The sequence below is a fragment of the Curtobacterium sp. ZW137 genome (genome assembly GCF_003762905.1).
Classification (GTDB): domain Bacteria; phylum Actinomycetota; class Actinomycetes; order Actinomycetales; family Microbacteriaceae; genus Curtobacterium.
Map to the genome: position 1 here is coordinate 354,846 of NZ_RJKS01000001.1, position 13,035 is coordinate 367,880.

The window sequence follows — 13,035 nt, forward strand, 5'->3', positions numbered from 1 at the left end:
AGGCGTCGTGTAGTCCGCGGACGGCGACGGCGGACGGGAGGCACGGGGCGGGCCCGACCCGTGCCTCCCGTCCGGTTGATGGCTAGGTTCAGGGCCATGGATGCAACGCAGCAGACCGTCACCACCCCCGACGGCACCGCGATCGCGGTGACCCGCCGCCACGGCGGCGGCCAGGCCGTCGTGTTCCTGCACGCCGGGGTCGCCGACCGCAGGTCGTGGGACGCGGTCGCCGCGCTCCTCGACGACGACGACCTCGACCTGGTCGCCTACGACCGCCGTGGGTACGGCGAGACACCCGCCGCTGACGACCCGGCCTCGTTCACGCACGCGGCGGACCTGCTCACGGTCCTCGACGCACTCGGGCTCGACCGGGTGTTCCTGGTCGGGAACTCGATGGGCGGGGCGCTCGCGCTCGACGCGGCGCTGCTCCTGCCCGAGCAGGTCACCGGGCTGCTGCTCATCGGCGCCGGGGTGTCCGGCATGACCGACGACGACACCCCGTTCGACTGGGAGCTCGACCCCGCGACGGAGCCCCTGCTCGACCGCGCCGAGGACGCCTCCGCGGACGTCGAGGCGCGGATCGCCGCCCTCGCGCACCTGTGGCTCGACGGGCCCGTCGCACCCGAGGGACGCGTCGGCGGCGCGCCCAGGGAGTTGTTCGCGGACATGAACCGGCGGATCCTCGAGGTGGGCGCGCCGGACTCCGCGGGGGACAACGGCATCGAGGCCTGGACGCGACTCGGCGAGGTGTCCGCCCCGGTGACGTGCACGTGGGGCGACCTCGACATCCCCGCGGACCTGCCGTTCTACGCGGAGATCGCGCGGCGGCTCGACCAAGGGCCGGCGCGGGTGCTCCCCGGCGTGGCGCACCTACCGGGGCTCGAGCAGCCCGACCTCGTCGCGGGCCTGGTGCGGGACACGCTGCCGCGCTGACGCGACGACGACCCACGCCGCGGCGCGGGCCGTAGGGTCGTGGGCGTGACTGTGACGATCGCGGGCTGCGGCGACCTCGGCATCGAGACGGGGCTGCGGTTCGCGGCGGCGGGGCACCGGGTGGTGGGGCTGCGGCGTCGCGCCGAGCTGGTCCCGGCGCCGATCGAGGGCCGTGCCGCGGATCTCCGGGGTTCCGTCCCGCCGATCGACGCGGACACCTCGGTGCTCGTCGTCGCGCTCGCCGCGGGGTCGCGCGACGTCGAGGAGTACCGCGCGACCTACGTCGACGGGCTCCGGAACGTGCTCGACGGGGTCGATGCGGCCGGAGCGTCGCCGCGGGTGCTCCTCGTCTCGTCCACCTCGGCGACCGGCGGCAGTGGGACCGGGGACGTGCTGCTCGAGGCCGAAGCGTTGCTGCGCTCGCGGGTGCCGAGTGGCACCGTCGTGCGCCTGTCCGGGATCTACGGACCTGGTCGCACCCGACTCGTCGACCAGGTGCGGACCGGGACCGCGGTGCTCGCGCCGACACCGGACGGCTCCCGGATGACCAACCGGATCCACCGCGACGACGCTGCTGCCGTGCTCGTGCACCTCGCGTCGTTGGACGACCTGCCGCCGCTCGTGATCGGCACGGACGACCAGCCCGTCCGGCTCGACGAGGTGTACCGGTTCCTGGCCGCCTCGCTCGGGGTGTCGCTCGAGGTCGCACCAGCAGCGAGCGTGGGTGGCGGTGTGCCCCTGTCGAACGCGGTGCTGCGGTCGACCGGGTTCACGTTCACGTACCCGACGTACCGCGAGGGCTACCGTGCCGTGCTCGCCGGGGAGGGCGTCCGCCACCGGTGATGAGCGCCGCGGCGACCGCGCGGGCGACCGCCGTGTCGTAGCCGGGGTCGCGCAGGCGCATCGCCAGCGTGCCGGAGACGACGAGCGTCAGCTGCTCGCCGACCGCGGCGGCCCGGTCACCGACCAGCGGCGAGGCGAGCGTGGTCAGGCGCGTCCGCAGCCCCGACGTCTCGGTGTCGAGCACCGCGCGGATCTCGGCGGGAGCGTCGGCGTACTCCGAGGCCGTGCCGAGGAACGCGCACCACCGGGAGGCGTCGGACCGGGTGCGGAAGGCGTCGAGCGCGTCGAAGACGGCCAGCAGCCGCTCGAGCGGGTCGGTCCGGTGCGCGACCGCGGCGGCCCAGGTGTCCTCCCAGTCCCGGTGCCGGCGCGCCAGTGTCGCGGCCACCAGGGACTCCTTGCTCGCGTACCCCCGGTACAGCGTGGCCGAGGAGATCCCGGCGCGCTCGAGGACGGCGTCCACGGAGGTCGCCGCGATGCCGTGGGCGAAGAAGAGCTCCTCCGCGGCGTCGAGCAGCTTCTGCTCCGTCCCTGAACGCATGGCCATACCAGCACCCTAGACTCCGAAAAGTGAAACGATCGTTTTTGTTCGTGCCGGCGGCCACAGCGCTCATCGCCGTGACGTACGGACTCGTCCGCCTCGCGTACGGCCTGGTGCTGCCGGACGTGCAGGGGGATCTGCACCTCGGCTCGACCGGGGCCGGGTGGATCTCCGCCGGCGCCTCGGTCATGTACTGCGTCGGCGCGGTCGTCGGGTTCCTCCTCGCGTCCCGGTACCCGCGATCGCTCGTGGTGCTCGCGGCGGCCACGGCGGGCATCGGGTCGGCCGGGGTCGCCGCGAGCGGGAACAGCGCCGTGTTCGGGGCCGCCGCGGTGCTCGCGTCCGCGGGTGCCGGGCTCGCCTCGCCGGCACTCGTCCGCCTCGTCGTCCGCAACACCCGCGCCGATGCGGTCGCCCGGACGCAGTCGATCGTCAACGCGGGGACCGGGCCGGGGCTCGTCGTGGCGGGCGTCCTCGCGCTCGTGCTGCTGCCGGAGTGGCGGACCGCGTGGGTGATCAGCGCCGTGTGCGCGTTCCTGGCCGGCGCGGCGGTGCTGTGGTCGGACCGCGCAGCGCCGGGCGCGCCGAGCGAGCGGCCGTCCCTGCCGTCCGGCGACTGGTGGTCGCGGCACCGCGGACTCCTCCTCGGGGCGCTCCTGCTCGGCGCCGGGTCCGCCGCCGTCTGGAACTCCGGCCGCGCGGTGCTGATCGCGAGCGGTGCCGACCGCACCACCTCGGTGCTGGCCTGGATCGCGCTGGGTCTCGGTGGCGCCGCCGTGATCGTGACGGAGCGGTGGATCGGTCGGCGGTCGCCGTCGCGGGCGTGGGCCGTCACCGCGCTCGGCGTGGTGGTCGGCACCCTCGCGCTCGGCGTCGCACCCGCGGTGGTCCCCGTCGCGCTCGTGGCGTGCGTGCTGTTCGGCTGGGGCTACACGGCCGCCACCGGGGCGTTGATCGCCTGGACGAGCGAACTCGACCAGGAGCACGCGCCGTCGGGCACCTCGATGCTGTTCGTCACCCTCGTGCTCGGGCAGGCACTGGGCGCCGCCGCTGCCGGCGTCGTCGTGGACACCGCGGGCTACGGGGTGATGTTCGTCCTCGCCGCGGCGGTCACCACGGCGGGAGTGGTGGTCCCGACCCTCGCCACGCGCCGGGCACACCCGACGCGACGAGCGGTACGGCAGGATGGTCTCCCGTGAACGGACAACCCCAGCAGCCGAAGTGGCGGACCACGTGGTCGACGATCCAGGTCGGCGTGCTGTCCGCCGCCGTGATCACCTGCATCGTGCTGCTCGTCGTCGGCGACCGCACGCTGGCCCGCGTGTGGGCGGTCGCGCTCGTCTTCTTCGGGATCGCGCTCCTCGGGCACATCGCGTTCCTGCTGTACACCCGGCACACGGAACGCGACCGGCCCTGAACCGGGACCGGCCGCGCTCGGACGTGGTTCGCGGTCAGGGTGTGACCATGCCGCCGTTCACGTTGAGCGTCTCACCCGCGACGTAACTCGATTCCTGCGACGCCAGGAAGACGTACGCCGGTGCGAGCTCCGCCGGCTGCCCGGCGCGGCCCATCGGCGACTCGCTGCTGCCGAACTCGGGCAGCGACTCCGGGTCGACGCCGCCGGTGACCTGCAGCACCGACCAGGTCGGTCCCGGGGCGACGACGTTCACGCGGATGCCGCGCTCGACGAGCAGCTGTGAGAGCCCCTTCGAGAGGTTGTTGATCGCGCCCTTCGTCGCCGCGTAGTCGAGGCGGTCCGGGGCGGGCTTGTACGCCTCCATCGACGCGGTCGTGGTGATCGTCGCCCCCGGGTGCAGGTGGGGCAGTGCCGCCTTCACGAGTCGGAACAGGGCGAACACGTTGACGTCGAACGTCTCCTCGAACTGCTCGTCGGTGACGTCGAGCACGTCCGGTTGCCAGCGCTGCTTGCCGGCGACGCTGACCACGGCGTCGATCCCGCCGAGCCCGGCCACGGCCTCCTCGACGAGCCGTCCCGCGTAGGAGCGATCCCGCAGGTCGCCGGGGATCGCGACCGCCGTGCGTCCGGCCGCGCGGATCTGTTCGATGACGTGGTCGGCGTCCTCCTGCTCGTCCGGCAGGTAGGCGAGCGCCACGTCGGCGCCCTCACGGGCGAACGCGATGGCGACGGCGCCGCCGATCCCGGAGTCCGCCCCGGTGATCAGGGCCTTCCGGCCGGCGAGCCGGCCGGTCCCGCGGTAGCTCGACTCGCCGAGGTCCGGAACCGGCGTCATCCTGGACTGGAGGCCCGGCTCGGCCTGCGTCTGCGGCTGCGGGCTGACATCGGGGTAGCGCGAGCGGGGGTCGCCGAACTCGTACTGGTCGGTGGGCATCAGTTGGCCTCCAATTCGTTCGACGCCCAGCGAACCCGGGTGGCCCTCGGAACACGTCCAGCGAGGTCGGCGCCGCGGGGGAGTAGGCAAAAGCGACAGTGCTCGGCGCTGGACCGACGAGCACTGTCGCTTTCGTGGACCTGATCAGCCAGAACCGGGGTCGTCCGGAACCGGGGTCAGGCGGAGACGGGGTCGACCTGCAGCACCGAGGCGATGCTGCCCGCGCGGGCGCCCTCGTACGCGGCGAGGATCATGCCGAGCACCGCGATGCCCTCACGCTCGGTGTGGATCGGTCGGGTGCCGTCCCGGAGGCACGCCCCGAACGCGCCGATCTCCGCCGCGAAGGTGTCGACCTCCTCGAACGTGACGGTCTCGCTGGTGCCGTCGAGCAGGTCCCACCGCAGGGTGGTGCCGTCGCTCGTCAGGGACCCGAGCTCCCCGACGACGCTGAACCGTTCCGTCCCGGCGGCCGGCTCGTAGGCCCAGCTCGTGACGAGCTGGCCGACGGCGCCGTTGTCGAAGCGGAACAGCGCCTGCGCGGAGTCCTCGCCCTCCATGAACGTCAGACGGTGCGTGGAGAGCATCGCGGTTGCCTGCACCGGGACGCCGCCGGCGAGGTGCATCATCAGGTAGCTGGGGTGGTAGCCGGTGTCGATGAGCTCCCCGCCGCCGCTCGTCGACGCGTGTGCACGCCAGCCCATGTTCGTCGGGTCGAAGTGGTTGCGGAAGCTGTCCGTGGTGCGGACCTCGTACACGGTGCCGAGCGCGCCGCTGTCGATGAGTTCCTTGGCGCGGGCGACGGCGGGCATGAACAGCTGGTTGTGGGCGCACATCAGGGTGACGCCGGCCTCGGCGATCGCGGCCTGCACGTCGCGTGCTTCCTCCGGGGTGAGGCAGAGGGGCTTCTCGCAGAGGACGTGCTTGCCGGCCTGCGCCGCGGCGACGATGGCGTCGCGGTGCAGGTGGTGCGGCAGGCAGATGTCGACGGCGTCGATGTCGGCGCGCTCGAGCATCTCCCGGTAGTCGGTGAAGGACGGCACGCCGAGCTCCTCGCCGCGTGCGGACGCGGTGGCCTCGAAGGCGTCCGCCACCGCGGTGATGCGGATCAGGTCCGGGTGCTGGGCGTACCCGTTGATGTGGACGGTGGCGATCCCGCCGCCGCCGATGAGTCCGACGCGGATGGTGTCGGTGGACATGGTGACTCCTGTTGGTGCTGGGGGGCGTACTGGTGGTCGGTCAGGCGGCGACGGGGGTCCGAGCCGCCTCGTTCGCGGCGACGACGAGCCTCGTGAGCTCGACGGCGCGCGCGATGTTGTCGTCGGCACGTGTGCCGGTGGTGATGTGGTCCACCCACTGGCCGAAGGCGTCCTGCGCGTCCTCGGGGACCGGGATGGTGACCGGCTCGTCGCCGTAGGCCGACCCGCCGGCGGTGAGCCGGGCCTCCAGGTCGGAGAACGAGAGCCAGCCAGCGGTCCCGGCCACGTCGATCGTGAACGGGGTGCCCGCGACGAAGCCGGCCTCGATGATGCCGATGGCCTGCGAGGGGTAGCCGACGGTGACGACGGCGTGGTCCTCGACGGCACGGCCGGTGACGGAGCGGTAGACGGCCTCGACCGTGTCGGGGCGGGCGCCGAGGAACAGCTGCGTGAGGTACACGGGGTGGCAGCCGAGGTCGGTGAGTGCGCCGCCGATCGCGGTCGACGGGTCGAAGAAGCGCTCCGGGAGCCACGGCCGGACGGCGCCGTCGTGGGAGAGCCGGACGCGGGCGTGGTTGACCTCGCCGAGGCGGCCCGACGCGATCTCGTCGAGGATCGCCTGCGTGTACCCGTGGTACAGGCGGGGGAGCGAGACGATGAGCTTGACCCCGGCGGCGTCGCAGGTGGCGACGATCTCCTCGCACTCCTCCACCGTCGGGGCGAGGAGCTTCTCGGTGAAGACGTGCTTGCCGGCGCGGGCTGCGCGGGTGATGACGTCGCGGTGCGCGTCGGTGGACGTGGTGATCGTGACCGCGTCGACGTCGTCGCGGGCGAGCAGGGCGTCGAGGTCGTCGGTGAACTCGACGCCGAACTGCGCTGCTCCCTCCTGCCCGCGGGCGATGTCGTCGTCCCACACGGCGACGAGCTCGGTGCCGGGGTGCTCGACGGTCTGGCGGGCGTAGTCGCCGGCGTGGACGTGCCAGAAGCCGAGGACGGCGACGCGGATCGGTGTGGTGGTGCTGGGCATGGTTGCCTTTCGCGGCTCCGGGTCAGACCCGGACCTTGTCGTAGTCCTTGGGCAGGGTGAACGGGCAGTAGGTCTGCATCATCGGGTCGACACGCGCCTGGGCACGCTCGACCGCCTCCTGTGGCGACGCGGTGCCGAGCAGGACGCTCGAGCGGGCGTCGGCGAGGGAGTCCCACCACGCGCCACCGACGGGCAGTGGCGGGCGGCAGGTGGAGGTGGGCATGGCCTCGACGAAGTACTCGATCGACTTCGCCGAGCCCTTGGGGTCCTTCAGTGCCGCGATGTTCGAGGGCACCGTCGTCGCCGGTGGCATGTAGATCTCCTGGCCGCGCTTGCTCGTGTAGTACTTCATGAACTCCCACACGGCGCGGTTCTTCTTCGACCCCTTCGGCAGGCACAGCGCGAAGCCGCCGGACCACGTGTACGGGTCGTCGCCCTGCTCCATGGTGGGCAGGTAGGTGACGCCCCACTCGAGGTCCTTGACGTAGTTGTCGAAGGTCTGGATGGTCGACGGGACGCTCACCATGAACGCCAGGCGGTTGTTCTGGAACGAGGTCTGCGCGGGCGGGTGCCCGGTCGGCTCGTACGTGGCCTGGAACGTGTCCGTGGCCTTGTAGTTCAACTGCTTCGCCCAGTCGTCGTAGAACTCGAAGATCTTCCGGACCTTCGGGTCGTTCATCGTCATGCCGCACTGCTGCTGGTCGAAGTACGTCGCGCCGAAGCCGAGGCCCCACGTGAACGGCCAGCCTTCGCCGTACCAGGGGATGAAGCCCATGTGCGTGTAGTCGGCGCCGTCCTTCTTCGACAGCTGGTCGTTCAGCTCCGCCATCCGGGCCATCGTGACCGGGCCGTTCTGCTTCCAGTCGAACTCGTCCTGGTCGATGCCGGCGTCGCGGAGCATCTTCCGGTTCACGAAGAGCCCGCGGGCGTCGGTGTCGAACGGCAGCCCGTACGTGTTGCCCTGGTAGGTGAGCTCCCCGACGGTGAAGCCGAGCCAGTCGGCGAGGAACTCCTCCTTGGACTTGTCCTCGAACTCGTCGATGAGCCCGTCGATCGGTTCGATCAGGCCGATCGCGGCGTACTGGGCCGCGCTGAACCGGTCGAGCAGCCAGAGGTCGGGTGCGGTCCCACCGCGGACGGCCGTGATGACGCTCGTGGCGTCGCCGGTGCCCTGGGAGGGGACCTGGTTCACGTCGACCTTGATGTCCGGGTGCAGCTTGTTGAAGTCCCGGATCATCTTCGTCTGGTACGGGACGAACGTGCCCGTGACGCCCCACAGTGAGACGGTGTTCGGGTCGCTCTTGGCCCCGGAACCCGCAGCGCACGACGCGGCGAGGAGGGCGAGGGCTCCGGCACCGCCGGCGGCTGCGGCGCTCCGGATGAACGTGCGGCGGTCGAATGCGTTGCTCACTTAAAGCTCCCGATCTGGATGCCCTTGAGGAAGGTCCGCTGGAAGAAGAAGAAGAGGATCACGAGCGGCAGGATGATGAGGACCGAGGCCGCCATCAGCTGGTTGAACTGGAAGTCCCCGGCGTTGTTGAGGCGGAACACCTGCAGGCCGATGGACAGCGTCTGCACGCTCTGGTCCTGCAGGTAGATCAGCGGCCCGAGGAAGTCGTTCCACGCGCCGACCGCGGCGAAGATGCCGACGGTGACCAGCGCGGCACGGGCCTGCGGGAACACGATCCGCCAGAGGATGCGCCACTCCGACGCACCGTCCATGCGGGCGGCGTCGAGCAGGTCCTTCGGGATCTGCAACAGGAACTGCCGGAGCAGGAACACGTAGAACGCGGACCCGAACAGGCTCGGGACGACGAGCGGCAGGAAGGTGTTGATCCAGCCGAGCCGCGCGTAGAGGTCGAACATCGGGATGAGCGTCACCGGGAACGGGATGAACAGCGTCGCCAGGACGACGTAGAACAACCGGTCACGGCCACGCCACTGGATGCACGAGAACCCGTACGCGATGACCAGGTTGGACACCATCGAGAACACCGTCACGAGCACCGTGATGATCAGCGTGTTCCGGAAGAACGTGAAGAACGGCATCGCGTTCACGGCGTCCGCGAAGTTCGACCAGTCCAGCCACTTCGGGAACCAGGTGGGCGGGAAGGCGCCGAGTTCCGCGTTCCCCTTCAGCGCGGAGATGATCATCCAGTAGATCGGGATGAGGAACAGCAGGCTCATCGCGATGAGGACCACACGGGCCCCGATCGACGACCACGGGGACCGGATCGAACCGTCGGCGTTCCGGGAGCGTTCGCCCTTCCGACCGGCGCGGCCCTTCGGCCGGACCGTCTCCAACGACGAGGTCACGGTCTCGTCCTTCGTTGCGTGCAGCGTCATCGCCTACTCCCCGCTCACGTCGTAGTTCACGAACCGCTTGGACAGCCAGTACACGAGCCCGGAGAGGAGCATGCCGGCGATGAACAGCAGGACCGCCATCGCGCTCGCGAACCCGAGCTGCGCGTAGCTGAAGGCGTTCTTGTAGAGGTAGAGCATGTAGAACAACGTCCCGTTGTCCGGTGACCCGAGACCACCGGTCCCGGACGAGATCACGTACGCCTCGGTGAACACCTGCAGGCCGTTGCTGATCCCGGTGATCAGGTTGAACAGGATCGCCGGGGAGATCAGCGGCAGCGTCAGTGCGAAGAACTGCCGCATCGGGCCGGCACCGTCGACACGGGCTGCCTCGTACAGGGTCTTCGGGATGCCGCGCATGCCGGCCAGGAACACCAGCGCCGCGTTGCCGGCACCCATCTGCGCCAGCGCGACGATGACGAGCTTCGCCGTCGTCGGGTCACCGAGCAGGTTCGTCGCCGGGACCCCGACGAGCTTCAGCGCCTGGTTCACGATGCCCGTCTGCGGGTTCACCAGCACGACGAAGATGAACGCGAGCGCGAACGTCGGGATGAGCGACGGGATGTAGAGCGCCGTCCGGTACCAGCTGATCTCCTTGACGTCCTGGTTCATCGCCAGGGCGATCACGATCGCGACGACGATCCCCACCGGGACGGCGATGACCGCGTAGAACAGGGTGTTCTCCACCGCGGTGTGCACCAGCGGGTCGATCACCGCCGCCACGTAGTTGCCGAACCCGACGAACGTCGCCGCGTTCATGCCCGAGTAGCGGGTGAGGCTGATCACGAAGGAGTAGATCAGCGGGTACGCGATGAAGACCAGCACCCCGAAGATCCACGGGGAGATGAACGCGATCCCGATGCGGAGTCGTCGTTTCTCCGCCGCGGTCCAGGGGTGTTTCTTCCCCGCGCGTCGACCGGTGCTGCTGGTCGAGGTCGCGGGTCGCACTGCGGTGTCCGGGCGAGCGGTCGTCGTCACGGGCGTCCCTTCGGGTTCCCCTCGGCCACCTCACTGTGACCGCGGGCGCCGCCACCTCGGTGTGGCTGCTGACGAGAGTGTTCAATCCAATTGATTGACAAATTCGCTTGGAGAGTGATGCTAGGGAGCATGACCGGAACTCGTCAAGCAGCAACGCCCTGAGATGTCTGCAGGGCAGAACCACACGTCCATCGGCGCGCACAACCGCGCCGTGGTGCTCGACATCGTGCGCCGGAACGGACCCGTCACGCGCACCGACCTCCGCGACCGGACCGGCCTCACCGCACAGACCGTGTCGAACATCGCCGCACGCCTGGTCGCCGACGGGCTCGTCCGCGAGGACGGCCGCGCGCTGACGCTCGACCCCGACGGCCGCTTCGGCATCGGCATCCACCTCGACCCCGCGCAGGTCACGGTCGTCCTCGTCGACCTGGCCGGAGGACTCGTCGAGGAACGGTCCCTCGGCGCAGCCGACACCGACGACCCGACGTCCACCATCGACGCGATGGCCGACGCCGTCGACGACCTGCTGACCCGCACCGACCGCAGCCGCACCCGCGCCGACCGCACGCGCGCCCGCACCCGCACCGACCGCACCCGCGCCCGCACCGCCGGCATCGGGGTCGCCGTCCCCGGCCCGATCCACCCCGGCGGCAGCACCCTCGGCCGCCCCGCACAGCTCACCGCATGGGCCGGCATCCCGATCGCCGCCGAACTCACCGCACGCACCGCCCTCCCCGTCCTCGTCGAGAAGGACGTCGTCGCCAGCGCCCTCGCCGAGTGGTGGACCGCATCGAGCACCGACGACCTGGTGTCCGTGTACCTCGGCCACGGTGTCGGCGCCGGCATCGTCACCGGCGGCGAGGTCGTCCGCGGCAGCACCGGCAACGCCGGCGAGTTCGGCGGGATGCCCGTGCACGCACACGGCGGGTGGACCGAGCTCTGGGAGGCGTGCCAGCCCCTCCAGCAGGTCCGACGCGCGATCACCGCCGGACTGCTCGACCCCACCGACGACGAGAGCCCGGCCGCCGTCCGCCTGGCCTTCGAACGGCTCTGCGCCATGCCGGCCGCGCGCCCGCTCCTCACCGAGGCCGGCACCGCACTCGGCTCGGCACTCGCCCACGTCGTGGAACTCCTCGACCTCCCCAGGGTCGTCATCGGCGGGAGCGCGGCGCTCGCCGGGGGACCGACCCTGCTCGACGCGCTCGGTGCACGGCTCGTCGAGCGTCTGCCCACCGGGACGGCACCGACGGTCGCCTTCACCACGCTCGGTGAGGACGTGGTCGCCCGGGGAGCCGCGTGCGCCGTGCTCAGCGGCGAGCCGGCGTCGTCGGCGTCCGTCCCGCGGGCGGTGCGGATGGTCCGGACGGGAGGCCCGGCTCGGCCCCGCGACATCGCGCACCCCTGGTAGGTGGTCGCGCTGGGCTCACCCGGGCGCGGTGCGTGGCCGCGGTCGGCTCACTCGGCCGCGATGCGCAGGAGCAGGGGGCCGAGCAGCCCGATCACCCAGACCGCGACGAGGGCCGCCGCACCGACGGCGAGCATCCGCCGCTTCCAGCGTCGACGGGGTGTCGGCGGGGTCTCGCCCCACATCTGGGTGCGCACCAGGATCCGGTTCGCCTCACCCACGAGCTTGCGGATCTCCGGGTCGTCGAGTTGCAGGCGACCTTCGCGGGCGTGCTCGGCGATCGCGGTGGCCTCCTCCAGCGAGAGCCCGTCGCTCGTGCCGTCGCGACCTGTCATGCCGCCATCGTCCCACGCGGGACGGCCCGCCGACCGGGGGACGCCGCGCACGGGCGAACCCCAGCGCCGACGGCGTAGCAGGGACGCATGGCACATCGTTTCCGTGGACAGGTCGTCGTCGTCACCGGGGCATCGAGCGGCATCGGACGCGCCGCCGCCCACGAGTTCGCCCGGCAGGGCGCGACGGTGGTGCTCGCCGCCCGCAGCCACGACAGCCTCGAGGCCGCGGCCGCCGAGTGCCGGGCGCTCGGCGCCGAGGCGCTCGCGATCCCGACCGACGTCGCCGAGGAGCACCAGGTCAAGGACCTCATCGGGACCGTCACGAGCCGGTACGGGCACATCGACGTCTTCGTCGGCAACGCGGCGCTGTTCGTCTACGGTCTGTTCGAGCAGACCCCCACGAAGGCGTTCAAGCGTGTCGTGGACACGAACCTCTACGGCCACCTCAACGCCATCACGCACCTGCTCCCGCACTGGAAGCAGCGCGGGCGTGGCACGTACGTGCTGGTCGGCAGCATCCAGTCGCTGCTCTCCGCGCCGTACCAGTCGGCCTACGTCACGAGCAAGCACGCGGCGCTCGGCCTCGTCGACGTGCTCGGCGACGAGTTCGCCCACACCGGCATCCACTTCACCACGCTGATGCCGTCGACGATCGACACCCCGATCTACCAGAACGGCGCGAACTACACCGAGAAGAACTCGCACCCGCTGCCGCCGACGGTCTCCGTCGAGCGTGCGGGGAAGGCGGTCGTGACCGCGGCACTGCACCCGAAGCGCTACCGGTTCGTCGGACGCATCCAGGCATCGCTCGTGCCGCTGCAGTACGTGTTCCCCGGTCTGTTCCACATGATCACGAAGCCGATGGTCGAGACCTTCGCGCTCCGCGGGCGGCAGGCGCCGACCGACGGGAACCTCTACGAGCCCGCCGACGCGGGCAACGCGACGGACGGCGGGTGGGTCGCGAAGCGACGGCGCGTCACGCGCCCCCTGCTCTGGATCGGTGCCGCCGCTGCGGTGGCGACCGTGGCCCTCGGCCGACGCCGGTGACGGACGGGAGGCCCG

General features: G+C 71.3%; 14 protein-coding genes. 6 read left to right on the forward strand and 8 right to left on the reverse strand.

Annotated elements, in window-relative coordinates; translation table 11 throughout:
• The first annotated feature begins 96 nt into the window (after positions 1-96).
• Complete coding sequence (locus EDF55_RS01605; protein WP_185017045.1) at positions 97-933, forward strand: alpha/beta fold hydrolase; 837 nt, start codon at positions 97-99, stop codon at positions 931-933.
• A gap of 45 nt (positions 934-978) precedes the next feature.
• Entirely contained in the window at positions 979-1,776 is a 798-nt protein-coding gene (locus EDF55_RS01610; protein ID WP_123653192.1) for an SDR family NAD(P)-dependent oxidoreductase, read from the forward strand.
• Here EDF55_RS01610 and EDF55_RS01615 read toward each other — a convergent pair.
• Positions 1,709-2,323, reverse strand: a complete 615-nt coding sequence (locus EDF55_RS01615) for a TetR/AcrR family transcriptional regulator (RefSeq protein WP_123653193.1) — start codon at positions 2,321-2,323, stop codon at positions 1,709-1,711. The two genes, EDF55_RS01610 and EDF55_RS01615, sit on opposite strands and share 68 nt — an antisense overlap.
• A 23-nt stretch (positions 2,324-2,346) precedes the next feature.
• Between EDF55_RS01615 and EDF55_RS01620 the strand changes: the two genes are divergently transcribed.
• Together EDF55_RS01620 and EDF55_RS01625 are read left to right on the forward strand one after the other, a co-directional pair.
• Positions 2,347-3,516, forward strand: coding sequence for an MFS transporter (locus EDF55_RS01620; protein ID WP_185017047.1), 1,170 nt, complete (start codon positions 2,347-2,349; stop codon positions 3,514-3,516).
• Positions 3,513-3,734: a hypothetical protein gene (locus EDF55_RS01625; protein WP_123653195.1), complete on the forward strand. Its 222-nt coding sequence runs from the start codon at positions 3,513-3,515 to the stop codon at positions 3,732-3,734. Before EDF55_RS01620 ends, EDF55_RS01625 begins: the two co-directional genes overlap by 4 nt.
• A gap of 34 nt (positions 3,735-3,768) precedes the next feature.
• Here the strand turns inward: EDF55_RS01625 and EDF55_RS01630 are convergent, their stop codons facing one another.
• From EDF55_RS01630 to EDF55_RS01655, 6 genes are all read right to left on the reverse strand, one after another.
• Positions 3,769-4,668 carry an SDR family oxidoreductase gene (locus EDF55_RS01630; protein ID WP_123653196.1) on the reverse strand — a complete coding sequence of 300 codons (900 nt, stop codon included), beginning with the start codon at positions 4,666-4,668 and terminating at the stop codon, positions 3,769-3,771.
• 176 nt (positions 4,669-4,844) lie between these two features.
• Positions 4,845-5,864, reverse strand: coding sequence for a Gfo/Idh/MocA family protein (locus tag EDF55_RS01635; protein WP_123653197.1), 1,020 nt, complete (start codon positions 5,862-5,864; stop codon positions 4,845-4,847).
• A gap of 40 nt (positions 5,865-5,904) precedes the next feature.
• On the reverse strand, positions 5,905-6,891 hold the full coding sequence (locus EDF55_RS01640; RefSeq protein WP_123653198.1) for a Gfo/Idh/MocA family protein: 987 nt from the start codon (positions 6,889-6,891) through the stop codon (positions 5,905-5,907).
• Positions 6,892-6,913: 22 nt separating this feature from the next.
• A complete protein-coding gene (locus EDF55_RS01645) occupies positions 6,914-8,302 on the reverse strand; it encodes an ABC transporter substrate-binding protein (RefSeq protein WP_123653199.1) in 1,389 nt (462 codons plus the stop codon).
• Complete coding sequence (locus EDF55_RS01650) at positions 8,299-9,237, reverse strand: carbohydrate ABC transporter permease (RefSeq protein ID WP_123653200.1); 939 nt, start codon at positions 9,235-9,237, stop codon at positions 8,299-8,301. The genes EDF55_RS01645 and EDF55_RS01650 overlap by 4 nt, the downstream gene beginning before the upstream one ends.
• A gap of 3 nt (positions 9,238-9,240) precedes the next feature.
• Positions 9,241-10,230 carry a carbohydrate ABC transporter permease gene (locus EDF55_RS01655; RefSeq protein WP_243698335.1) on the reverse strand — a complete coding sequence of 330 codons (990 nt, stop codon included), beginning with the start codon at positions 10,228-10,230 and terminating at the stop codon, positions 9,241-9,243.
• 163 nt (positions 10,231-10,393) lie between these two features.
• On the opposite strand from EDF55_RS01655, the gene EDF55_RS01660 reads away from it, so the two are divergent.
• Positions 10,394-11,641, forward strand: a complete 1,248-nt coding sequence (locus EDF55_RS01660) for an ROK family transcriptional regulator (protein WP_123653201.1) — start codon at positions 10,394-10,396, stop codon at positions 11,639-11,641.
• 47 nt (positions 11,642-11,688) lie between these two features.
• On the opposite strand, the gene EDF55_RS01665 is transcribed toward EDF55_RS01660, so the two are convergent.
• Positions 11,689-11,973: a hypothetical protein gene (locus tag EDF55_RS01665; protein ID WP_123653202.1), complete on the reverse strand. Its 285-nt coding sequence runs from the start codon at positions 11,971-11,973 to the stop codon at positions 11,689-11,691.
• A gap of 87 nt (positions 11,974-12,060) precedes the next feature.
• Here EDF55_RS01665 and EDF55_RS01670 point away from each other — a divergent pair, with 87 nt between their 5' ends.
• Positions 12,061-13,020: an SDR family oxidoreductase gene (locus tag EDF55_RS01670; protein WP_123653203.1), complete on the forward strand. Its 960-nt coding sequence runs from the start codon at positions 12,061-12,063 to the stop codon at positions 13,018-13,020.
• Positions 13,021-13,035 lie beyond the last annotated feature (15 nt).

What these genes read in the sequence shown, in the direction of transcription:
- EDF55_RS01605 (WP_185017045.1), top strand. Translation starts at nt 97, where the DNA reads ATGGATGCAACGCAGCAGACCGTCACCACCCCCGACGGCACCGCGATC.
- EDF55_RS01615 (WP_123653193.1), bottom strand. Translation starts at nt 2,323, where the DNA reads ATGGCCATGCGTTCAGGGACGGAGCAGAAGCTGCTCGACGCCGCGGAG.
- EDF55_RS01630 (WP_123653196.1), bottom strand. Translation starts at nt 4,668, where the DNA reads ATGCCCACCGACCAGTACGAGTTCGGCGACCCCCGCTCGCGCTACCCC.
- EDF55_RS01635 (WP_123653197.1), bottom strand. Translation starts at nt 5,864, where the DNA reads ATGTCCACCGACACCATCCGCGTCGGACTCATCGGCGGCGGCGGGATC.
- EDF55_RS01640 (WP_123653198.1), bottom strand. Translation starts at nt 6,891, where the DNA reads ATGCCCAGCACCACCACACCGATCCGCGTCGCCGTCCTCGGCTTCTGG.
- EDF55_RS01650 (WP_123653200.1), bottom strand. Translation starts at nt 9,237, where the DNA reads ATGACGCTGCACGCAACGAAGGACGAGACCGTGACCTCGTCGTTGGAG.
- EDF55_RS01660 (WP_123653201.1), top strand. Translation starts at nt 10,394, where the DNA reads ATGTCTGCAGGGCAGAACCACACGTCCATCGGCGCGCACAACCGCGCC.
- EDF55_RS01665 (WP_123653202.1), bottom strand. Translation starts at nt 11,973, where the DNA reads ATGACAGGTCGCGACGGCACGAGCGACGGGCTCTCGCTGGAGGAGGCC.
- EDF55_RS01670 (WP_123653203.1), top strand. Translation starts at nt 12,061, where the DNA reads ATGGCACATCGTTTCCGTGGACAGGTCGTCGTCGTCACCGGGGCATCG.